Source organism: Coriobacteriia bacterium (assembly GCA_003149935.1).
GTDB lineage: Bacteria > Actinomycetota > Coriobacteriia > Coriobacteriales > QAMH01 > QAMH01.
The window spans coordinates 1-23,522 of record QAMH01000010.1; the positions used below are offsets into that span (position 1 = coordinate 1).

The 23,522-nt window shown below is 59.2% G+C and carries 20 protein-coding genes; 5 read left to right on the top strand and 15 right to left on the bottom strand.

Annotation, left to right across the window (positions count from 1 at the left end; all coding sequences use genetic code 11):
• The 4 genes from DBY20_08625 to DBY20_08640 all read right to left on the bottom strand — a co-directional run.
• Nucleotides 1–1,646: hypothetical protein (locus tag DBY20_08625; protein ID PWL77428.1), on the bottom strand; the 1,646-nt coding region annotated here is incomplete at its 3' end.
• A gap of 216 nt (nt 1,647–1,862) precedes the next feature.
• Nucleotides 1,863–2,423, bottom strand: coding sequence for a hypothetical protein (locus DBY20_08630; protein PWL77429.1), 561 nt, complete (start codon nt 2,421–2,423; stop codon nt 1,863–1,865).
• Nucleotides 2,424–2,725: 302 nt separating this feature from the next.
• The gene (gene higA / locus DBY20_08635) at nt 2,726–3,040 is read right to left on the bottom strand and encodes an addiction module antidote protein, HigA family (protein ID PWL77430.1); all 315 of its coding nucleotides are present in this window, start codon (nt 3,038–3,040) and stop codon (nt 2,726–2,728) included.
• Nucleotides 3,041–3,051: 11 nt separating this feature from the next.
• Nucleotides 3,052–3,330: an excinuclease ABC subunit A gene (locus tag DBY20_08640; GenBank protein PWL77431.1), complete on the bottom strand. Its 279-nt coding sequence runs from the start codon at nt 3,328–3,330 to the stop codon at nt 3,052–3,054.
• 427 nt (nt 3,331–3,757) lie between these two features.
• Between DBY20_08640 and DBY20_08645 the strand changes: the two genes are divergently transcribed.
• The gene (locus DBY20_08645; GenBank protein PWL77432.1) at nt 3,758–4,957 is read left to right on the top strand and encodes a hypothetical protein; all 1,200 of its coding nucleotides are present in this window, start codon (nt 3,758–3,760) and stop codon (nt 4,955–4,957) included.
• 311 nt (nt 4,958–5,268) lie between these two features.
• On the opposite strand, the gene DBY20_08650 is transcribed toward DBY20_08645, so the two are convergent.
• The 11 genes from DBY20_08650 to DBY20_08700 all read right to left on the bottom strand — a co-directional run bounded on the left by DBY20_08650 (nt 5,269) and on the right by DBY20_08700 (nt 16,271).
• A complete protein-coding gene (locus DBY20_08650) occupies nt 5,269–5,781 on the bottom strand; it encodes a peptidylprolyl isomerase (protein PWL77611.1) in 513 nt (170 codons plus the stop codon).
• Between the two features lie 15 nt (nt 5,782–5,796).
• Nucleotides 5,797–6,078: a hypothetical protein gene (locus DBY20_08655; protein PWL77433.1), complete on the bottom strand. Its 282-nt coding sequence runs from the start codon at nt 6,076–6,078 to the stop codon at nt 5,797–5,799.
• 2 nt (nt 6,079–6,080) lie between these two features.
• On the bottom strand, nt 6,081–6,623 hold the full coding sequence (locus DBY20_08660; GenBank protein ID PWL77434.1) for a hypothetical protein: 543 nt from the start codon (nt 6,621–6,623) through the stop codon (nt 6,081–6,083).
• Nucleotides 6,624–6,691: 68 nt separating this feature from the next.
• Entirely contained in the window at nt 6,692–7,495 is an 804-nt protein-coding gene (locus DBY20_08665; GenBank protein ID PWL77435.1) for an oxidoreductase, read from the bottom strand.
• A gap of 12 nt (nt 7,496–7,507) precedes the next feature.
• A complete protein-coding gene (locus DBY20_08670) occupies nt 7,508–10,297 on the bottom strand; it encodes a dehydrogenase (protein ID PWL77436.1) in 2,790 nt (929 codons plus the stop codon).
• Between the two features lie 131 nt (nt 10,298–10,428).
• Nucleotides 10,429–11,010, bottom strand: a complete 582-nt coding sequence (locus DBY20_08675; GenBank protein PWL77437.1) for a hypothetical protein — start codon at nt 11,008–11,010, stop codon at nt 10,429–10,431.
• A gap of 261 nt (nt 11,011–11,271) precedes the next feature.
• Complete coding sequence (locus DBY20_08680; protein PWL77438.1) at nt 11,272–12,108, bottom strand: hypothetical protein; 837 nt, start codon at nt 12,106–12,108, stop codon at nt 11,272–11,274.
• A gap of 13 nt (nt 12,109–12,121) precedes the next feature.
• Nucleotides 12,122–12,958 (bottom strand): hypothetical protein, encoded by an 837-nt coding sequence (locus DBY20_08685; protein ID PWL77439.1) that lies wholly within the window; start codon nt 12,956–12,958, stop codon nt 12,122–12,124.
• A gap of 36 nt (nt 12,959–12,994) precedes the next feature.
• Entirely contained in the window at nt 12,995–14,428 is a 1,434-nt protein-coding gene (locus tag DBY20_08690) for a hypothetical protein (protein PWL77440.1), read from the bottom strand.
• 254 nt (nt 14,429–14,682) lie between these two features.
• Nucleotides 14,683–15,360, bottom strand: coding sequence for a hypothetical protein (locus DBY20_08695; protein ID PWL77441.1), 678 nt, complete (start codon nt 15,358–15,360; stop codon nt 14,683–14,685).
• A 41-nt stretch (nt 15,361–15,401) separates the two neighbouring features.
• Entirely contained in the window at nt 15,402–16,271 is an 870-nt protein-coding gene (locus tag DBY20_08700) for a short-chain dehydrogenase (protein PWL77442.1), read from the bottom strand.
• A gap of 360 nt (nt 16,272–16,631) precedes the next feature.
• Here DBY20_08700 and DBY20_08705 point away from each other — a divergent pair, with 360 nt between their 5' ends.
• From DBY20_08705 to DBY20_08720, 4 genes are all read left to right on the top strand, one after another.
• Complete coding sequence (locus tag DBY20_08705; protein ID PWL77443.1) at nt 16,632–17,990, top strand: ATPase; 1,359 nt, start codon at nt 16,632–16,634, stop codon at nt 17,988–17,990.
• A gap of 76 nt (nt 17,991–18,066) precedes the next feature.
• The gene (locus tag DBY20_08710) at nt 18,067–19,836 is read left to right on the top strand and encodes a hypothetical protein (protein ID PWL77444.1); all 1,770 of its coding nucleotides are present in this window, start codon (nt 18,067–18,069) and stop codon (nt 19,834–19,836) included.
• Nucleotides 19,837–19,846: 10 nt separating this feature from the next.
• Entirely contained in the window at nt 19,847–21,193 is a 1,347-nt protein-coding gene (locus DBY20_08715; protein ID PWL77445.1) for a biotin carboxylase, read from the top strand.
• A gap of 9 nt (nt 21,194–21,202) precedes the next feature.
• Nucleotides 21,203–23,521: an ATP-dependent helicase gene (locus DBY20_08720; GenBank protein PWL77446.1), complete on the top strand. Its 2,319-nt coding sequence runs from the start codon at nt 21,203–21,205 to the stop codon at nt 23,519–23,521.
• Nucleotide 23,522 lies beyond the last annotated feature (1 nt).

The window sequence follows — 23,522 nt, forward strand, 5'->3', positions numbered from 1 at the left end:
ACGAAGAACTCGACCTCGTCGGTGCGGATGGCGTCCTGGTAGTTGAAGCCGCCGTCCCAGCAGTTCATGTTGCAGGGTTTCTCCGACCACAGCATGTGAACCTTGGAGAAGCGCGGTATATTCTGCTTCTTCTTCTCGTACTCGGCCTCAAGCTCCTCGAGCGTGATGCCGCGCGAGTTAGCCATAGCCGCGTTGGGCGTACCAAGAGCGGTGACGAAACTCTCCTCGGTCGTGGGGTACACGAATTTTTGGAACTGCTCGCTCGTCTCGACGTAGACGATGGAGGGAGAACCCCACCACTCGAGCTTGCCCTTCTGCAGCGCCTCGGCCACAAGGGTGCGCGGAATGGTCTGCGCGCTGGGATAGAACATGCGGCACTGGATTGCCATGGTAAACGGCGCTGACGTGGAACGGCCAATCTTCTCCTTGGCGACGACCAGCGAACCAAGGTGCAGCTGCTGCACACCTGGCTTGCCCAGGCCCTGCATGGCCATGAGATAGGCAGAGGTGCGGGCGGGCTCATGGCTATACGGCGTCTTGATGTGGCCAGAGCTGTAGTGGACGTGTGCGGTCGCCTTCTCCATGACGTTGCGCGCAAAGGCCTTGATTGTCCAAGTCGGAACGCCACAGCGCTCGCTTGCCCACTTGGGATCCTTGACCTCGCCGTCCTCCTTGCCCATGACGTAATCGACGAGCTTATCGAAGTGGATGGCGTGCGTTTCGATGTAGTCCTTGTCGTAGAGTCCCTCGGTGATCAACGTATGGAAGACGCCGAAGTGGAAGGCTGCGTCAGTATTTGGAAGCACCGGGATCCACTTCATGTTGTGGCAGACGTTGGTGTAGTTGCAGAACGGGTCGACGCTCACCATCTCCTTGCCAAGCACCTCGAAGTAATCCATGAGCTGCGAGAGGAAGAGGCTTGCATAGTTGGTAGTGAGCTCCCAGTCGCCAGCATCGAAAAGCAGCATCTGGGAATTCTCCGCAACGTCCTTGATGACGTTCCAGGGGTTGTAGCCGGTCTCAACAGGCGCGGCAAGACCCAGGCCCTTGTTGCAACCGCAACCCCAGACGTGCTTGGCACCCCAGTACCAGCCCTCGACGGAGTCCGGCGTGCGGGTCTCGCGCGTGTAGCCACCCAACTTGTCCATGAGGTTTGCGTGCATGCCGCCGCCGGCGTGCAGGTCCTTGGACTCGCGGTGCCCGTCCTCGCCCACGCAGAAAACAGCGTAGGGGCCGTACGTGTCGATGATGCGCCTGAGCTCGCTCTCCATGATGTCGAGCGCCTCGTCCCAGGAGATCTCGACGAACTTGGACTTGCCGCGGTTGGCCGCGTTGATCTTTGCGGGGTCGCCGCCCGGCTCCCAGTCCACGCGCTTGAGCGGTTTGAGCACGCGGTTCTTGGAGTACACGCGGTTCTTGTAGGCAAGCGCCATCCAATTGGGGCAGGTCTTAATCGTCGGCTTGAACACCTCGCCGTCGACGTCAATCTCCCACATCGAGTCCTTCAGCTCGTCGAGCGTGTACTTGGTGTCGATGCGAAACGGCCTGATGCGCACGATCTTGCCGTCCATGGTGTCGACCGCGGTCATCTCACCGCCCGTACCGCCGCAAGCAATGCTCTGGAGCGTCGTCTCCATCTTGCTCATGTGCTCTCCTTCCTCTCATCTTCATGGCATTGGGCATGCGAAAGACACACCTTTGCCACCTTGTGCATCTATCTTCTTCTGCATGGAGGGAGCGCACAATTTACAAAGTCAACGAGTCATTGACGTGCGAAAGCAATCTGGGTGCTTCGTGATGTGCGGGATTACAAATCAATTCGTTTGTACATCCTCTTGCGAGAATGATGTACGAAAATGAGCCTACTGCTTGATGCTGCGCCAAAAGCTCGCAGTAATGGAGCTGTAGAGCGTGGAAAGCTCGTGCGGTGTCATGGGAAAGCCGTCACTTACCCACTTTTGCATGAGCATGGCCTGCGAGGATGCAAAGAAGTACGAGACGTAGTCGGCTTTGAGGGGATCCGTCAAAGTCGAAACGCTCGGGATAAGATGCATGTTCAGGTCGTAGATGACATGCGTGACCACGCGCAGGAAGGTGTCATCATGACCGCGCATGGGCCCGACGAGGTTACGATAGAACTCCCCGTTGTCTGCCAGGCGTTCGTACATGCGCTCGTTGATGAGTTCCATCATGGGGTCGAGGTCGTTGTTGGTTAGCAGGCGATTGAGGTCGCGGATGGGCTGGATGACATCCTCCCGGAAGATATAGGTGATGACGTCTTCCTTGTCCTCGAAATTGGCGTAGAAGGCGTTGCGCGAGACGCCCGCGCGCTTGCACAGCTCGTTCACCGTGATCTTGTCGTAGCGCATCTCCTTGACCATGCCGGTAAACGCCTCGATGACACGCTCCTGCGTCGCCGTCATTATGCCTCCCCCGCAATAATTCCCCTTGCGGTGGATTGTAGCATCTCGAACGCACAGCGGCGTCGAATGATGACGACACGCTTTGCCGGTCACTGACCAACCATCTTTGCCAAATGACAAAGACAGCCGGTCACTGACCGTATATCCTTGTCGTGGCGAGGTCACAAACGGCAATCTCTGCCACGTGCGAGCAACTCTTTCTTTGCGCAGGGGCCGCGTTTCACGCAGCCCGCGGGGTGCCTTGCAGGCGTCCCCTGCACAATCGTGATCGCGGGCCAATCCTTGCGCAGGGACCTGGTGCACTAGGCCATTTCGAGCTCGCAAAGGGGCGTTATCGTGGCAAGCTCGCCTTCGATGCGCCGTCTGGCAAGCTCGGTATCGTATGCTGCCTGGGCACGTAGCCAATAGCCATCCGTCAGGCCGAAGTACCTGCAGAGCCGCAGATCCGTGTCCGCCGTGACCGCACGCTTGCCAGCGACGATCTGACCAATGCGGCCGGCAGGCACGTGAATATCCTTTGCCAGGCGATACTTGGAGATGCCCATGGGCTTGAGGAACTCCTCCTCGAGGAGCTCGCCTGGCGAGACGGGCACGATTGCATATTCGACGGTTCCCATGGCTTGACCTCCTAGTGATAGTCGACTATCTCGACGTCAGCGCACCCGGCTTGCGTCCAGACAAAGCAGATGCGGTACTGATCGTTTATGCGAATGCTATGCTGGCCCTCCCGACTCCCCTTCAAGGCCTCAAGATGATTGCCGGGCGGCACACGCAAGTCGTTGAGCGATCCGGCAATCTGGAGCTGGCGAATTTTCCTGAGCGCCACTCTCTCGATATTCGCGAAGCGGGCTACATGCTGTCCGTCAGCAAGCTTGCGCGTATCCGAATCTTTGAACGACTTTATCATGGAAGAATATTAACGTCATTCGTTATTAACGTCAAGCATCAATACTTATCATGAACTTGTCTTCGCCCGCGAATCATCCTTTGCGCAGGGGCCGCATTCCATGCGGCCCACGCAGCCCACTGCAACTTGTGTGGGCCAGATGAAATCCGGCCCACAAATCCGGCGAATCGTCGGAGTGAGCCGCAAAATCCAGATGCGCTGCCGGCGATTCCGGCAGCGCATCCGCATAAGGGGGGCGGATTCACTCCATGAGGGGAAGGCTCACCCGACATGATTCCAGACACGTCAAGACGCCCAGTTGAGGAAAAGGAGCTAATGCGATGGACAGGCATCTGTCACCACGAATCCTGGCTCATATGATGCTCGTGACAGCACACTCAATCAATTGCCAGTCGAGGCAAATCGTTTTCTCCTCGCAGCAATCGACATGCATAGTCTATGCAGCACGTTACATATCAGGCAAGATGTTGAGCGCTGCTTATCAAACGCCGGTTTCATGCTAGACACCCTCCCACCTCCCCCTCTTTGTCCGCTACCGCGCGACAGCCCTGCTCTATACCCTAGACATACAGGGAAACCCGAGTGGATTGGAGAGAACATGGAAGGGAACATGAAGGCGTTGATGTACCGAGACATCGGCAAAGTGGAATGCGTCACGCTGCCCATTCCCGAATGCGGACCCAAAGGGATCACCATCGAGGTGGCACGGGCAAGCATCTGCGGGTCGGACATCCACGCATACAATCGTGGCCCGCTTGCTGGCGGCCTATGGGGCAAAGACGTCCAGTTTGGTCATGAGTTCGTGGGAATCGTCGTCGAAGTCGGCGACGAGGTCGAAGGCATCAAAATCGGCGATCGCGTATGGGTCAACCCTGACTTTTGCAAGGGAGATCCGCGCAAGTCGTGCATGGCCGGTGGCTTTGCCGAGTATGCATCCACCGTCGACGCGCGCCTTGGCGAGACGGTTTTCATCTTGCCCGACAACGTACCCTTCAAGACAGCCGTGCTGCTCGAACCAATGGGCGTGGGCGTGCACACCAAGAACCGCGCCGGCGTGAAACCGGGCGACAAGGTGATGATGATTGGTGCCGGCCCCATTGGCCTCATGGGATGGGCCGCCATGAGGCACCAGGGCATCAAGGACATCATCGCCGTCGAGTACATGCCCTCGCGTGTCGAGTTCGCGCGTGGATTCGGCGTGGAGGCCTACTGCAACCAGGACAAGGACTCATACGAAATCGCAGCCGAGAGATTTGGCACGGCAAGCCCGTTCACGTACGAGCGCGCCGATGTCGACGCCGTCATCGACTACGCTGGCCTCGGGTCGATTCTTGGCGAATACCTCGAGAAGGGACGTGGTAAGTCGACCTTCACCACGCTTGGGCTCGACCCCACGTCGCTTACCATCCTTCCCAACGAGTTCATGAGCAAGGAGTTCACGGTCAAGGGTGCGCGCGGCTATACTCCCGAAGACATTCGCGAGTGCATCGACTTGCTCGCCGACGGCGAATATGACCTGTCGAGGCTCGTGACAGCAGAGTATCCCCTCGACGAGCCCATTCGCGCCTTCGAGGCGGCATGCGGACGTGACGACAACTGCAAGGTGGTCTTCAACATCAGTGACTAGGACGAGCTTTCCTGTCGCAACAAGAGGTGCCCGGGGGCCATGCGGTTCCCGGGCACCTTCTTTGTTTATCTGATGCAGAACTAACCGTAAGAGTGGGCTCGGTGTCAGCCCGCGTGGTGCAAGATGAGGCGTAGAGCACAACTTGCACGATTGGGCTTCGAATCCGCGTGCGCGCGTGGTGCAAGATGAGGCGCGGGGCACAACTTGCACTATGGGTCGTGTCAGGAAACGGGGATAGCGACATGCAATTTGCATGTCGCTATCCCCGTTTCCTGACACGCTATCCCCGTTTCCTGATGCGACTCGGCGTGCTATTTGACGGCTTTCAACGACTCCTGCAGCCTATCGCAACCGCATGCGCAGCCGGCAGCGTGCTTCTCGCGCTCCATGACATCGTCATCCTCCACATCCACGAGCGTGATGTCGAAGTTGAGCGCCTCGCCCGCAAGCTCGTGATTGCAATCGAGGACGACCTCGTCGTCGTTCACCTCGACAACGCGCACGCGCATAACCTCGCCATCGGGTCCCTGAATGCCGAGCATAGCCCCGACGGGCAGCGGCTCGCCGTTGGGAAGCGAGGTCACGGGCATCGATATCACAAGGCTCTCGTCGCGCATCCCATAGCCTTGCGCCGCGGGAACGTGAATGCTCACCGACTCGCCGGGGTTGAGGTTCATGATGGCCATCTCGAAGTCCGGAAGCATGATGCCCGCCCCGATGGTGAATTCGAGCGGCTCTCCCTGGTCCCTGGTACTCGCGAAAACGGTACCATCATCGAGCTTGCCGCGATACTCGACAATGACGCGGTCTCCTTGTCGTGGCATAAGCATCACCCTTTCCTATGCCTTAATTGCCAATGAGCTCTGGCTCTTTCGGCAGCTGTTATCTGGTCCGTACAGGTATGTCCAACGGCCGTTCTTGCGCTTGTAGAACGGCTTGAGCACGATATGCCCGCCATGCGACCCGCTTCCATGGTAGGCAATCGTGCCTTCCTCGACGGGGCCTTCCATAACGAACAAATCATTGGAGACTTCAAAGTAGCGATTCTCATGCGCGTCGATAAACGCGCGCGCTGCCTTGTCAATCCCAACGATGGGTATTTCTCGTAACGTAATTTGCATTGCTAATCCCTGCCTGCCACCATCTTCATGACATCTTGGACGCCAATGAGCGCCGGGTCATCCAGCTTCTGATGAATGCCCTTGCCCATCTGCGCGAGACGGTCATTGGGATTGTTCACCTCGATGTACTGCCCCAGCGTCTCGCGCATGTCAAAATACACGACGTGCAATCCCGCACCACTCGTGAGCTCCATGGCAATCTCGAAGCCGCGCTCCTTGAAGTCGGCCTTGGCCTGCTCGACATCGTCGACCCATATGCTGTAATGGTTAAGCCCATAGCGCCCCATCTCCTGATACGGGCTCGGGCAATTGCTCAGAACCTCGATGAGCTCGATCTCCATGTCACCTAGATAGCCAATGGCAGTGCGCATCTCGACGGGCTCCTCCATGCCGCGTACCTTGCAGGTATCGGGCACGTTTACGCCCAGGTCTATGAACGGTCCTGCCCCCAGTAGGCCATGGAATAGCTCGGCCGTCTCCTCGATGCTCTCGACGTAATAGCCCAGCTGCTTGATTCCGTAGGTACCAAATAGCTTGTTGTCCATATGCCTGTCCCCCTCACAAGAGCAAAGGCCGCCGCATTTCCAGCGGCGGCCCCCAGGTTCTCGTGCATCTACACAAACGCGACGTCTCCGAGGCCCTTGTCCTCCTTGATGGTATCAACCTCACGGAAGGCCCTCTTGCCGTCCTTCTCGAAGTCGACACGCCACTCGGCGGCGGGCAGGTCCTCCAGCCAGAAGTCGCCCCAATCATCGGTCATGGTCGTGAACTCGCCCTCGGCCCACGAAGCCGTGACCTTGGCGCCCACGACGACCTCCTCGGTGTCCGGGTCGTAGAGCGTGCCGGCAATGAAGCGCTTGGGGAGCTTCGTGTAGTACACGTGCGGGTCGGTCTTGTACTCGGGGTGCAGGACCTCCATGTCCTCAAGGTCGAAGTCCTCGGCCTCACCGAAGCGGATGACGTCCAGGTGGCAGTTGTCCACGCAGCGCGGGGTGCGGATGGGCTGCTCGGGGTCGTCGATGAGGTGCGCGCAGCCCGTGCACTTCTGAGGAATCTCGAGCTCCTCGTTCCAGTAGATCACATCGTACGGGCACGCGTCCACGATCTGCTTCTGGCCCTTGGCCTTGACCGGGTCGATGATGACCAGGCCGTCGTCGCGGCGGTAGACCGCGTCGTTTTGCGCAGCCTTGATGCACGGAGCGTTGCCGCAGTGGTTGCACAGGCGCGGGGTGTAGCTTACGCGCACATGCGGCTTGTGCCCGCGTTCCTTCTGATCGACCTTCATCCAGAACTGGCCGATCTCGGGCTGGGACTCCGCGTACGGCATCCAGCAGTTGCCGCAATGCTCGTCCTTGCAGCCGATTTGGCAGTCATGGCAGCCGACGCAGCGGGTGGGATCAATGACAAATACCTTCATGTTGACCTCTCTTTACTTCTCGATGATCCACGAGTCACGGGTGATGCCGGTGGCCGGGTCATACTTGCGCTCGAACGCCTCCGGGTAGTCGCGCTTCCAGCCCTCGTACTCCTCGTCCGTGACCTTCTGAACCTCGGCGAGGTAGCCGGTGACGGCAAAGCCCTTGCAGTGCTTGGAGATCTGGTTTTGCGGGCAAATCAAGTTCGCCGCGCCGCCGCGGTCCAGGTGCGGGGCGATAGGGTCTACGCGGCTGCCCTTGGCGATGATCACGCTTCGCTCGGCGACGCGCTCGGAGATGCGCGCACCGCACAGAATCGTGCCGCGGTCGTTGTACACCTTGCAGATGTCGCCATCCTTGATGCCGCGAGCCTCAGCGTCTTCCGGGGCAATCCAGACGGGCTCGTACAGGTAGCCGTCCTTGCCCTTGACCTTGCAGGTCTCGATCTCGCGGAACCACTTGATGTCGTCGCCCTGGACATGCACGCGCCACTTTGCCGGGTTTGCGGTGACCAGCAGCGGGTACTTCTTGCAGCGCTCGCCCCAGAAGGTCTCGTCATGCGTCCAGCCCTCCTCGGCTGGCCCGCCGACGATCCACTTGGCAAGCGGCTGGCGCTCCTTGTCATCGGGGAAGTTGTCCGCAAGCGCCTGGCTCCAGAACTCGAGTTTGCCACTCGGGGTGTCCAGCGGATAGGCCTCGGGATCTTCGTAGAAATTGCGCATGCCCGGAACCATATCTTCCCAGTTCTCCTCGAGCTGGGGATAGTAGTAGCCGCGCTCCTTGTAGTCCTCCCACTCGATCTCCTCGGGCAGGCGCGAGCTCTGGAAGGCGACCTCGAGCCACATGTCGTCGCTCATGCCCTTGTCGATCGCCTCGCGCACGCCGAAGCGCTCGCCAAGAGTGGCGGCAATGTGGAAGTCGGACATGCTCTCGCCACGTGGCTCGATGGCAGGTGGGGTCAGACCGGCGTGTCGCATGGAAACCGTCTGCGAAGAGCCCATGTCGTCGTTGTCCTCGAGGCAGGTGGTGACGGGGAGCACCAGGTCGGCGAACAGCGAGTCATTCTCGAGCCACTGGTGGTTGGTCACGAAGAACTCGACCTCGTCGGTGCGGATGGCGTCCTGGTAGTTGAAGCCGCCGTCCCAGCAGTTCATGTTGCAGGGTTTCTCCGACCACAGCATGTGAACCTTGGAGAAGCGCGGTATATTCTGCTTCTTCTTCTCGTACTCGGCCTCAAGCTCCTCGAGCGTGATGCCGCGCGAGTTAGCCATAGCCGCGTTGGGCGTACCAAGAGCGGTGACGAAACTCTCCTCGGTCGTGGGGTACACGAATTTTTGGAACTGCTCGCTCGTCTCGACGTAGACGATGGAGGGAGAACCCCACCACTCGAGCTTGCCCTTCTGCAGCGCCTCGGCCACAAGGGTGCGCGGAATGGTCTGCGCGCTGGGATAGAACATGCGGCACTGGATTGCCATGGTAAACGGCGCTGACGTGGAACGGCCAATCTTCTCCTTGGCGACGACCAGCGAACCAAGGTGCAGCTGCTGCACACCTGGCTTGCCCAGGCCCTGCATGGCCATGAGATAGGCAGAGGTGCGGGCGGGCTCATGGCTATACGGCGTCTTGATGTGGCCAGAGCTGTAGTGGACGTGTGCGGTCGCCTTCTCCATGACGTTGCGCGCAAAGGCCTTGATTGTCCAAGTCGGAACGCCACAGCGCTCGCTTGCCCACTTGGGATCCTTGACCTCGCCGTCCTCCTTGCCCATGACGTAATCGACGAGCTTATCGAAGTGGATGGCGTGCGTTTCGATGTAGTCCTTGTCGTAGAGTCCCTCGGTGATCAACGTATGGAAGACGCCGAAGTGGAAGGCTGCGTCAGTATTTGGAAGCACCGGGATCCACTTCATGTTGTGGCAGACGTTGGTGTAGTTGCAGAACGGGTCGACGCTCACCATCTCCTTGCCAAGCACCTCGAAGTAATCCATGAGCTGCGAGAGGAAGAGGCTTGCATAGTTGGTAGTGAGCTCCCAGTCGCCAGCATCGAAAAGCAGCATCTGGGAATTCTCCGCAACGTCCTTGATGACGTTCCAGGGGTTGTAGCCGGTCTCAACAGGCGCGGCAAGACCCAGGCCCTTGTTGCAACCGCAACCCCAGACGTGCTTGGCACCCCAGTACCAGCCCTCGACGGAGTCCGGCGTGCGGGTCTCGCGCGTGTAGCCACCCAACTTGTCCATGAGGTTTGCGTGCATGCCGCCGCCGGCGTGCAGGTCCTTGGACTCGCGGTGCCCGTCCTCGCCCACGCAGAAAACAGCGTAGGGGCCGTACGTGTCGATGATGCGCCTGAGCTCGCTCTCCATGATGTCGAGCGCCTCGTCCCAGGAGATCTCGACGAACTTGGACTTGCCGCGGTTGGCCGCGTTGATCTTGGCAGGGTCGCCACCCGGCTCCCAATCGACGCGCTTCAAGGGTTTTAAGACGCGGTTCTTGGAATACACGCGGTTCTTGTAGGCAAGCGCGAAGTAGTTGGGGCAGGTCTTCATCGTCGGCTTGAGCACCTTGCCGTCGACCTCAATCTGCCACATCGACTTTGCCAGCTCTTCTTCGGTATAAGACGTGTCCCTTCGGAACGGCCTGATGCGCACGACCTTGCCATCCATGGTGTCGACTGCGGTGATCTCACCTCCCGTGCCGCCACTAGCGATGCTCTGGAGCGTGGTCTCGATCTTGCTCATAAGCTCTCCCTTCATCCTCTCTTTTCTGCTGCGAAGCCGCCTCATGCAGGCTTTGCCAGCTTTCGGATTCATAGTGAAGAGGAGAGGGGAATGCTTCAATTATCATTGGATGCAATACGTTTGCGTGTCAGGCCGATTGAGGTTCCCCGTATGTGGAAAGGTTACAGAAGGACGCTTGTGTGAAAGAGATGTACTCGCGCGGATTAGCGCGATACGTCATGCCAAAACGCTGATGTAATCGAGCTATAGAACTCCGAAAGATCGGCCGGAGTTATCTCCATGCCATCGCACACCCACTTTTGCATGAGCATGGCTTGCGAGGAGGCGAAGAAGTACGAGGCATAGTCGAGCTTCCATGGCTCGCTGATCGTCGAGACCTTGGGGATGATCTCCATGTTGAGATCGTAGATCGCATGGGTTGCGATGCGCAGGAAGGTGTCATCGGTACCGCGCATCGGACAGATGAGCTTGCGAAAGAAGCCTCCGTTTGCCTTGAGGCGCTCGTACATCTGCTCATTCATGCGCACCATGAGTGGTTCAAGGTCGGCAATCGTAAGGAGTCGGTTGAGGTCGCGGATGGGCTGCACGACGCGGGCATCAAATACGAAGCGCGCCACGTCTTCCTTGTCCTCGAAGTTGGTATAGAAGGTATTGCGCGATACCTTGGCACGCAGGCAGAGTTCATGGACCGTTATCTTACGATACGGCATCTCGTTGAGCATGCCCTCGAGCGCATCGACGACGCGTTGCTGTGCCTCCGTCATGATTTCCAGCCCTTCCCCCATCTCATTGTATCACCGGGGGACAAAGGGCGTTCGCGCACACATGCGGCGTTTTGTTACCCTAAGGCAAAACGACGCGAGGCGGGAAGGGCATCGCCTTGACGGTCGCTCCCCGCAAGCCCGCTTCGCGGTCTTCGCGGCTCGCTCCCTTAACCTCGGCTCTGCTCTCCCCGCCTCGCTCAATTCACCGTCCCGAACCCGCGGACGCAGTGTAGCCTCCGACGCAGAGGCCGCGCATCCACGCGATCCGCGGGGCTCGTTCCCCTAGTCGAGCTGCTTGACGGTCGTGAGTGCGAGCTTGCCGCCGTCATGCAGGACGTCGACACCCGTGAGGTAATCGTGTCCCGGGCCCACCAGCTGCGCGATAAGCACCGCCATCTCCTCGGGCGTGCCGAAGCGGCCAAAGGCGGTGCCCTGCTTGGTCGATTCGGTGTTGCCCGCGCCGCCGCGCAGCATCGGCGTGTCGAACGAGCCGGGCGCAATCGACAGAATGCGCGAGTTGCGCTTGCCAAAGCGCATGGCATTCGCCATCGTGTAGTACATGACGAAGCGCTTGGAACCCGCATAGAACGCGAAGCTGTCGCCCAGCATCTCGGGGAAGGGGTAATCGGTCGATTCCACGACCTTCGTCCACTTCTCGACGAAGCCAGGGTCGTCCGGGTGACTCCACACCTCGATATCGGCGGGTGACGGCTGGTAGAGGTATCCCGTCACTGAAGAGAAGTGCATCATCACGCTGTCGTCCATGTGGGGCAGGAACTCCTCGGTCACGTACACCACGCCAAGCATGTTGATCTGGATGAGCGCGCTATCGGGAACATCGCCCCAGTCGACACCGGCGGCGTTGACCACCGCGCCGATCGGCCCCAGGGACGTGGCATACTCCACGAGCTCCTTGACCGACTGCCTATCGCCCACGTCACACTGCTTGCCATAGACCTCGATGCCATCGGCCTTCAGCTGTTCGAGCGCGTCGGCGAGTCGCTTCTCGTTGCGCCCGGCAATGACGACCGGGCCATACTGTCCCAGCTCCTTGGCGGCAGCCATGCCCATGCCCGAAGTTCCTCCGGGAACAACCTGCACCTTTCCTTCTATGCTCATGACCCAATCCTCTCTAGCCTTGCGCCAGCTCGCCGCCGTCGATGACAAGATGCTGCCCGGTCATCCAGCTCGACGCATCGCTTGCCAAGAACAAGACGCCGTGTGCCATGTCCTTGACCTCGCCAAAGCGGCCCAGCGGAATGTTGGCGAGCATCATCTTGGAAGCTTGCTCGTTATCGACAGCTGCCTGCGTCATATCAGTCGCGACAAGACCTGGATACAGACCATTGATGCGAAGCTTCATGGGCGCAAACGCCTTGCCAAAGTAGGTGACCCAGCCGCGGATGGCGCACTTGCCGGCCGTGTAGGCAGCACTGCCGCTGGCATGCCATGAGGCAAGCGAGCCCACGGGGATGATGGAGCCCACGCCATGCTTGGCGCATTCGGCGTAGCCATGCTTGAGCATCCAGAACACGCCGTCCATGTTGATACCAACCATCTTCTTGTAGTTGTCGGTATCGAAGATCGCATCCATGCCACCAGATGCCGATAAACCGGAAATGCCCGCAGCAAGCACCATGACGTCGAGCCTTCCAAACTTCGCGACGCATGCTTCGATTGCTGCCTTGCACTGCTCTTCGCTCGAGACATCGCACACGGCGTATCCAGCCTCGCCGCCATCGGCCTCGATCTCGGCAACCGCGCTCTTGAGCTGCTCTTCGCGACGTGCCGTCAGGAATACCTTGCAGCCATGCGCGGCGAGGATGCGCGCGGACTCGTTACCGATGCCGTGCGAGCTCGCGCCCGTGATGATCGCCACGCGACCGGTCATATCAAAGGGATCCTTCTCGTAGCTCATGATGAGCCTCCTTTCGCGGGACTCCCGTCCCACCCCATCGCGCCCATGCATGTGAGCACGGGCGCGACATCTTTTGCAAATCGAACGCTACTCGTCCTTGGAAAGCTTCTTCAAACCCAACGCAGCCACGCCCGCGATTACGGCGCAGACGATGGATACCCAGATAGCGATCATGATGCCGCCCATGAGGCCACCGATGCCAATGCATAGCGTGAACACCGCGATGCCGATGGAGCTACCAAGCGTCTGCATCTGCTGGATGACGGAATTGGCCTGGTTGCGAATCTCGGGCTTGAGCTGGACCTGCGGGCCTGCGGAGAACACCGAGCCGCCAGCGCAGTTGTAGACGCCACCAATGAGCATGAAGATGCAGATGAGCCACATCGGGGTCGTCGGCGTCAGGAAGAAGATGAACAGCAGCGCGACGATGATGCGAAAGACCGAGACGACGAGAATCGAGCTCTTGGCAGAGCCGGACTTGCCGATGATCTTGCCGTAGATGGGGCTCAGGAACAGGCCAGCCACCGAATAGCAGGCCATGATAATGCCGGACTCGGTCGTCGATAGACCCATGACCTGGATAACATAGAGCGGCAGGAAGAAGAACAGCGCCATGTTGGCGATGTTCGAGAAGAAGTTCGAGATGATGAAGCACACCGAATTGCGGTCCTTGAAGACACTCAATGGGATGATAGCCGCATCCTTCTTCTTGACGAGCACGACAATGAAGACAACGAAGGCGACGGCCGCAACGACGAACACGATGTTCGAGGGAAGCGTGCCAAAGCGCATGAGGCTCGTGCCAGTGGAAAGCGCAATGACGAAGGCACCCAGGAAGATGGCCATGAAGATGGTGCCGGGCACATCAAAGGCCGCCCTGGTCGATGCGAGGTCGGCCACCTGCTCCTTGGTAACCTTCACGCCAAAAAGCAGAACGATGAGGCCACCAAGCGCCATGATCGGCCAGATGATCCAACACAGCACGCGCCAACCCAAGAAGTCCATGATGACGCCGCCTACGACAGGACCAACAAGCGCGCCAACCATCATGACCGTGCCGCATACGCCCAAATAGGTACCGGCCTTCTCGGGGCCATACATGTCGCGAATCATCGAATATCCCACAACAAACAAGCCCGAGCTCACGAAACCGTAGAAGGTTCCGGTCACGACAATGGTCATCATGTCGGGCGATATGGCCCTGATCAAGATGACAGCTGCGCCGATGAACATGGAAATCGCAAAAATCGGCCGCTTGAGCTGCGGCGACTTAGACGTGAGATAGGCCCATAGCGGCATGACGATGATGCCGCAAACGCCGCCAAGATTCGACGCGAGCGAATAGTAGTCCGTACCGCCAATATCAGCCGCCGCCACTGCTAACAGCGTAGACATCGTGTTGGACTGGATAAGCGAGCCCAAGAGCGCGATGTAGATGCCCACGAGCGTGAGCGTCTTCGCCCGATTGGGCGCGGCGAGAAACGCGTTGGGTTTCTCGGCCTGCACTTCTTTCTCTCCCATCTTTCCTCCTTGAATCCTCGGGCATGAGACGCCGCCCTATGCGATGCGTCTCGCAATGCACCTTTGCCGTCAGACTCCCCGTCTCACGGAAACATTCACGCTGCATTGCCCCATGCACCACCATGCTGCGTGAGAGGAAAAATGCCTAGATAACAAAAGCGGTGGCGCGTTTTTGCGCCCCCGCTATATGGATACATACGTCTATGATGTGGTAACGGTTCAAATAACCGTCACCTGCCCGGTTCACACTTACGCTACTTGTAACTCGGGAACTGGGCCTGATCATTCCTGTCACGCCAATAGCCCAGCGCCAGACGGCTGTAGAGCTCGCCGAGCTTCTCGGGTGGAATCTCCATGCCATCAGATATCCACTTTTGCATGAGCATCGCCTGCGATGAGCCAAAGAAGTATGCCGTGTAGTCCCGTTCCCATGCGGGAAGCTCGGTGCCGCGCTCATCGAGGATCATGAGGTTGTACTCGTAGATGATATTGGTCGCAACGCGCAAAAAGGTATCATCGACTCCGCGCATAGGGCCCACGAGCCGTATGTAGAAGTCCTTTTCGGCAAGCACCGACTGGTAGAGCTTCACGTTGAACATGACCGCATTCTCGACCGCGTAATCACGCGGGAGAAGCTCGCGCAGCTGCGACTGCGTCATCACCACGTCGCGTTTGAATATATGCGCGACCAAAGCTTCCTTGTCGGTGAAGTGCACGTAGAAGGTCTTGCGTGCGATTCCCGCATCCTCGCAAATCGCCGACACCGTGATCTTCTGATAGGACATCCTGGTAAGCAGCGATCTGAAGCTTTTCTCGATCCTCTCCTCGACGTTCATGGCAAACCCCCATCCCCCCAACATGATGCGTATCATTATGGGGGACGGGGGCTCGCCAAAGGCGCTTGATTCCAACTGCGCCATATGTTCGTCCATATCGAGGTTACAAAACCTTCAAACTGTAACCCTTCTAAGCGTTAGACCGTCGCACCGCCACCATTGAAGATGGTCTGACCAGCAATGTACGTACAGGCATCCGAACACAGAAACGCAACCGTGCTCGCGACTTCCTCGGGAATGGAGACGCGCTTCAAGATGGTGTCCTGCACGGTACCCACCATCGAGGCGCGTATGCCCAGATTCTCCTCGGTGGGGTTTTCGAACATGGCGCGCAGCGTCTTCTTGAACATGACGCCTGCCGCAACCCCGTTGACGATGATGCCGTATTGCGCGAGTTCCCCGGCAAGCGAGCGGGTAAGGCCGTTGACGGCCGACTTGGAAGCGCCATACACGGACAGGTTCACATTGTCGGAACGCTGTGAGGCTTCCGAGGAGATGTTGATGATCTTTCCCCCACCCTGGGGAATCATGTAATCGCAGATATGACGGCAGGTGTTGATGACGGAAACGTACGGGCCCTCGACACTCAGCTTGATCTGCTCTTCGGTAAAGTCCTTGAACGGACCGCCTGCGTTGAAGTTGGCGCTGTTCACGAGCACATCGATGCGTCCCACTTCGTCATGGATTGCTTTGAAGCACGCACCGACCTCGTCGTACTTGGTCAAATCGCAGGTAAACACCCAGGTCTTCACGCCCCAGCGCTTGGCGACCTTTTCGGCGGTGTCACGCGTGTTCTCCTCGCGACGACCTACGCAGATGACGTTGGCGCCCAGGCTGGCAACGCGATTGCATATCGCCTGACCCAAGCATGGACCACCTGCACCTGTAACGAGGATGTTGCGTCCCGTGAGATCCATGAGCTCAATCATGGACTTGTCGATGATTTCGGTCGGTACCTTGTCCCAGCCCATCTCCTCCAAACCGTATTGCTCGACGTCTTTTACCATAACGTCCCCCTTTCACCTGGGTTGTCAGTGGCTCCATGCTTGCCGAGCACGCTCAAACGGACAACTGGCAGTACGATGCAGCTGTCTGCGGGTGGGGAAGCGGCGCGCGCAGACGTTACGCCACGGGTGACAGATGCATGCAAATGACGATATCTGGCAATACGTCGCGCCGTCCTGAGCGAGCGCAAGCGAGTCGAAGGACGACGAGGGCTTACCTCAAACGCGTGAACAGGGCTACGTCCCCCTGTTCACGCGGCACTCCTGTCCTTTCGGGATTCGCCATTATTTGGTTGATGCCGATATCGGGATTCGCCATAATAGGGCCAATACCGATATCGGGATTCGCCATTGGAGGCAAAGATGCATCGTAACGCCATGGCTAGACTTATCGCATGGAAAGATGACCTTCGCAGAAAGCCGCTCATCATCAACGGGGCAAGGCAGGTAGGGAAGACTTGGCTTGCGTTGGAATTCGGGAAGACTCATTTTGAGCAAGTCGCCCATGTAGTCTTTCTGGACAACGAGGAGATGCAGCGCGCTTTTGAAAGAAGCCTTGACCCAGATCGGTTGCTCACTATCATCGGTGCCGCGACAGGCACGAACCCACAATCGGGAGACGTCCTCGTCTTTCTGGATGAAATCCAAGAATGCCCCCGGGCGCTGACATCCCTCAAGCGCTTCTGCGAGGAAAGACCCGAGATTCCCGTTATCGCTGCGGGCTCCCTCCTTGGACTTGCCCTCAATCGTGCAACGGACACAGCTCCCAATGGAGCCTCCTGGCCTGTAGGCAAAGTAAACTACCTTGACTTGCATCCAATGGCATTCGACGAGTACCTCGAAGCTCTGGGACAGGGGCAGTTCGCGGACATCCTCAGGTCAGGCGATATGGAGATGGCAGACGCCTTTCACGAGCGTCTCGAAGAACATCTGAAGACATACATGTACGTGGGGGGAATGCCCGAGGCTGTTACGGAGTACGTGGAAAGCGGAGATTTCGAACGCGTGCGTCAAGTGCAGACAGAGCTCATCAACGGATACGAACGCGACTTTGCAAAGCACGTGCCCAACCCAACCACGACCGAGCGAATCAGGCAAACGTGGAAATCAGTCCCCAGACAACTTGCCCGTGAAAGCGACATGAAGCGCTTTACCTATGCAGCGATAGAGGAGCATGCGCGCGGCCGTGACTATCGTGATGCAGTAGCATGGCTCATCGACGCCGGACTCGTGACGAAAGTCGAGCGCATATCGAAACCGGGAATACCCTTGGCAGGATATGCGGACAGCTCCTATTTCAAGCTCTACCTTCTCGACATCGGATTGCTGGGTGCAATGACCTCGCTTGACGCGAGCTCCATCATCATGGGGAACAAGCTATTCACAGAGTACAAGGGTGCTTACGCAGAGCAGTACGTCTGCCAACAGCTCGTGTCAACCAATTCGTGTGTCCCCTATTATTGGTCGGCAGATGGGAAGAACAAAAAGGGCGAAGTAGACTTCGTCGTGCAGAATGGTGCTTCGGTTTTGCCAGTCGAAGTCAAGGCCGAGGAAAACGTCAGGGGCTCAAGCATCGCCAACTTCGCAAAACGCTATGACATACAGAAATCCGTACGCTTCTCTGCTAAACCTTATAAAGACCAGGGCTGGCTTGTCAACGTCCCCTTGAACATGGCGGAATTTCTGTTCAAGGTGCCCGCCTTGCGTGATGGTGCCATGTAAAAGCCATGCCACTCCTGGGACATATGCTATATAGAACACATGTTCGCTTTCGTGTATACTCGTATGCCTGACCTTGATGGCTCACGGCAGGCGGAAAGGAGACAGCATGGCGCAACGCTCGGCACGGCAGATGAGCGTCGACGAGCTGCGCACGCAGATCTCCCAGCGCCTGCGCTCCAATGCCGCCTTTAGCAAAACCGTCTACCAAGACCAGCCCATCATCATGACGGGTAGCCAGCTCAAGAGCTTCGTGCCGGATGCCATCCGCGAGGCCCGCCAGCTCGCGAAGCAGGGTTACGCACGTAATCTCAGCGTCGTCGACGTCTTTTACGAGCAAGCGCGGCTCCTTGCCGGTTACGAGGACGACTTCGAATTCATCGGCACGTTTTCGCATTACTACCCCAGCTACGAGGACATGAGCAACGAGCAGCTACGCGGCTATTTTGCGTGGCGCACCAAGGTACGTCACGGCAACATCGAGCAAGGCTCGCTCTCCTTTGCCTACGTCTACCTCTACGAGCTTATCAACCTCATCGGCGTCTCAAGCGCGCAGGACGCCTATGACACGCTGCTCGCCTTCGGCACGGCGTACCGCCGCTTCGACACGCGCTTCGGCCAGCTCTTCGATACCTGGCTCGATGATTTCGTCATCTACTACGGCCTGGATGCAGGCTTGCTGCGCACGCGCTCGTTCGCCAAGCGCGATGCCGCCTTCGACGTGCTGCTGCACCATGAGATGCATGCGGAAGGCGAGCTCTTCGATGCGCTTGTCACACTCAGTGGCTATGCGATCATGGACTCCCCCTTCTTCGTCGAGCACGAAGCCGAGCTGCGCCACCTCGTTGCGCATGCCTACCGAGCTGCCGCCCAGCATCACGCCAAGCTCAAGACCACGCTACCCGCCAAGCTTGCCGGACGCCTCAAGAACGAACGCCTCTGGCTGTTCGAACGGGCCGTCTTCGCCAACCCACTCAACATTACAAGCGCCGAGTACCAGATCAGTCCCCACGACACCGTCTATTGTCGGGGCGCAGCCTGGTTCCGCACGCGCTACGAGAATCTCGAATATCCAATCCCCTGGGTCACCCAGCTGCTCGAGACTTGCGAGTGCATTCTGCGCGATGTCTACGCATACCCCAACACGCTCGAGCGCAAGCTCACAACCAAGTACCTGCTCAAGGCCGTCGAGACGCGGGCAAGTGAGCTCGCCGAGGAGACACGCCTGCGCGAGGAACGGGCCGTGCATATCGATTTTTCGCAGCTCGACCACATCCGCAAAGCAGCGAATGAGACCTGCGAGAAGCTCATCGTGGAGGAAGGGGAAGGGATTTCTCCACTCCGCGGCCTTGCGGCCGCTCCGGTCGAAATGACAATAGGGAACGGCGTCCCTGCTGTCATTTCGAGCGTGCGAAGCGAGTCGAGAAATCCTTCCGCCCCTGCTGCCATTTCGAGCGAAGCGAACGAAGTGAGCGCAGTCGAGAAATCTCGACCCTTACGTTCTGCCTGCTGTGGCGAGGGAGATTTCTCCACTCCGGCGCTTCGCGCCTCCGGTCGAAATGACAACGGGAGCAGCCCATCCGCCCTCGGTCGAAATGACAGGGGGGACGGCCCATCCGCACCCTCGCTTTCCCCCAAAGAAATCGAACTTGTCGCATGCCTGCTCTCCGGCGGCTCGGTGCGCGAGTTCGAGCGCGCGCATGCCTGCATGGCATCCGTGCTCGTCGACTCCATCAACGACAAGCTCTACGACGAGTTCGCCGATATCTGCATAGACGCCACCGGCGACGAGCCCGCCATCATCGAAGACTACGCCCCCGAGCTGCGCACGCTGCTCGGCCTGTCCTGAAGGAGCTGTCATGGCCACCAAGATCCCCAAACGCATCGCATCGACCGTGCTCAACTCCCTTAAGGGCGGCGTCGTGCCACGTGTCGGCCTGCCCTACGTCGCGGTCGGTCGTGAGGCGGAGATCGATGCGCTGCTCCACGACGTCGACATCATCGCCGACGGCGGGGCAACCTTCCGCTTCATCGTCGGCAAATACGGAAGCGGCAAGAGCTTCCTGCTGCAAACCATCCGCAACTATGCGATGGATCGTAACTTCGTCGTCGTCGATGCCGACCTCTCCCCCGAGCGCCGTCTCCAGGGCAGCCACGGCCAGGGCCTTGCCACCTACAAGGAGCTCATCCGCAACATGTCGACCAAGACACGCCCCGAAGGTGGCGCGCTCACGCTCATCCTCGATCGTTGGATTTCGAGCGTGCAGCAAGACGTGCTTGCCGAAGGGCTCGAGCCCGGTACGGAAGCTTTCGCGCAGCGTGTCGAGATGCGCATCCACGAAGTGGTGAGCACGCTCTCGGAGCTCGTGCACGGCTTTGACTTCGCGCAGCTGCTCGTCATGTACTACCGCGCCTACGTCAACGATGACGAGGACACCAAAGCCAAGGTCATCAAATGGTTCAGGGGCGAATACGCCAACAAGACCGAGGCCAAGACCGAGCTCGGCATCCGCATCGTCATCTCCGACGACGATTGGTACGAGTACATCAAGCTTTTCGCATCCTTCCTCGTGCAAGCGGGCTACGCCGGGTTGCTCGTGCTCATCGACGAGCTCGTGAACATCTACAAGGTGCCCAACTCCATCACGCGCCAGTACAACTACGAGAAGATCCTCACGATGTACAACGATACGCTGCAGGGTAAGGCGCAGCATCTGGGCATCATCATGGGTGGCACGCCCCAGTGCGTCGAGGACAAGCGCCGTGGCGTCTACTCGTACGAGGCACTGCGCAGCCGTCTGGCCGAAGGGCGCTTCGCCAGCCAGCAATACAAGGACATGCTCGCCCCCATCATCCGTCTCGTGCCACTCACGCACGAGGAGCTCTTCGTACTCGCCGAGAAGCTCACCGCCATCCACGCGCAGCTCTTCGATTACGAGCCACGCCTGACCGACGATCAGCTCGTCCAGTTCATCAAGACGGAGTTCGAGCGTGTGGGAGCAACCACGCACATCACGCCCCGCGAGGTCATCCGCGATTTCATCGAGCTGCTCGACATCATGTACCAGAATCCCGACGCGCAGATGGACGAGCTGCTGGCAAGCGAAGCATTCACCAGCGCCATTGCGCCCGATGCTTCGAGTAACGTGAGCGTGGCTGCCGAGACAAGCGACCGGCAAGAGAACTTCTTCGAGTTCACGCTCTAGGCGGTGATCATGGACGTCTTTGCCTCATATGCGCCCTTCATCCAGGACTTCATCTACCGTAACGGCTGGGAAAGCCTGCGTTCGGTGCAAGTCGCCGCCGCCGATGCCATCTTCAATTCCGAGGACAACGTCTTGCTGGCCGCATCCACGGCCTCCGGCAAGACCGAGGCTGCGTTCTTCCCCATACTCTCCCAGCTTGATGAGGACCCCTCCTCGAGCGTCGGCGTGCTCTACATCGCACCGCTCAAGGCGCTCATCAACGACCAGTTCGGCCGTCTCACCGAGCTCTGCGAGGAGGCCGAGATTCCCGTCTGGCGTTGGCACGGCGACGTCGCGCAATCACGCAAGAGCAAGCTGCTCAAGCACCCGAGCGGCATCTTGCAGATCACGCCGGAATCCCTCGAAGCGCTGCTCCTGCACAAGCATTCCCACATCCCCGCGCTCTTCGGCGACCTGCGCTTCATCGTCATCGACGAGATTCACTCCCTCATGCGCGCCGACCGCGGTGGTCAATGTCTCTGCCTCATCGAACGCCTCTCGCGTCTCGCATCATGCAGCCCGCGACGCATCGGGTTGTCGGCAACCATCGGCGACCTCGAGCTGGCCGGACGCTTCCTTGGCGCCGGCTCGGGTCGCGACACCATCATCCCCCGCATCGAGGACACGCAGCAGCGCTGGCGCCTGTCCATGTCTCACTTCTTCGTGGGAGAGGGCGCCGAGGAAATGGGTGAGACACATTGGACAGGTACATCTGTCTCATTGGCAGAATCCAATGAGACAGATGTACCTGTCCAATGTGTCTCACCCTCCCCGCCCGAACCCGCCACCGATGCCGCTCCCGCAGGCGCGGACCTCGGCCTCGGCTACATCTTCGAGCATACGCGTGGCAAGAAGTGCCTCGTCTTCTGCAACTCGCGCGAGGAGGCCGAAGGCGTCACCACCACGCTACGTCGCTATTGCGAGGCCAACAACGAGCCCGACCGTTTCCTCATCCATCACGGCAACCTCTCGTCGGCCGTGCGCGAGAGCGCGGAAGACGTCATGCGCGACGAGGAGCTCGACCAGACGACCGTCACCACGGCCACCCTCGAACTCGGCATCGACATCGGTCGCCTCGAGCGCGCCTTCCAGATCGATGCCCCCTTCACGGTGAGCGCGTTCTTGCAGCGCATGGGGCGTACGGGACGGCGAGGCTCGCCCCCGGAGATGTGGTTCGTCATGCGCGAGGACCGCGCCGAGCCGCGCACCACCCTGGGCGCGACCATCCCCTGGAAGCTCCTGCAGGGCATCGCACTCGTACAACTCTACCTCGAGGATCGCTGGGTCGAGCCACCGCGACTCGACCGCCTGCCCTACAGCCTGCTCTACCACCAGACCATGGCAACCCTTGCCAGCGGGGGCGAGATGACGCCGGCCGAGCTCGCAGCCCGCGTCCTTACCCTCGGGTACTTTCATCGCGTGAGCAGCGAGGACTTCCGCGTCCTGCTACACCACCTCATCGACATCGACCACATCCAGCTCACCGAGGAGGGCGGTCTCATCGTCGGCATCGCAGGCGAGCGCGTCATCAACAGCTACCGCTTCTACGGCGTCTTCCAGGAAAACGAGGAGTACACCGTTCGCAACGAGTCCCAGGAGCTCGGCACCATCGTGCTGCCACCGCCCGTGGGCGAAAAGCTCGCCATAGCCGGTGCCACCTGGCTCGTCGAGGAGGTCGACCACAAGCGCCACCTCGTCTACGCCACGCAAGTAAAGGGCCAAGTGCCGGCCTACTTTGGCGACTGCCCCGGCGACATCAACACGGTCGTACTCGAGCGCATGCTGCGCGTGCTCATGGAAGATGCGGATTATCCCTACCTCATGGACAACGCGCGCGGCAGGCTCGCCCAGGCCCGCTCGACCGCACGCAACGCCCATCTCGACCACATCCCGCTCGTTCGTCTGGGTGGCAACACCTGGGGGCTCTTCCCCTGGCTTGGCAGCTACGCCTTCCTCGCACTCGAGCGTTTCCTCAAGATCAAGTGCGCCGACCAGCTCCAACTCAAGGGTCTGGACTCGTCGCGTCCCTATTTCATGGAGTTTCGCATGAAGGGCGACGAGCAGCTCTTCTACGATGTGCTCGCGGAGCAGGCAACCACACCGTTCGATCCCCTTGACCTCGTCTATCCCGACGAAATCCCCATCTGGGAGAAATACGACGAATACGTGCCCATCGAGCTCATCCGCAAGGGCTTCGCCGAGAGTGTCCTCGACATCGACGGCATGCTCAAGCGCGTGCGCCAGTGGTGCGGCCTGCCAGACGAGAAGCCGCTGCAGCTCCCGGGCTAGA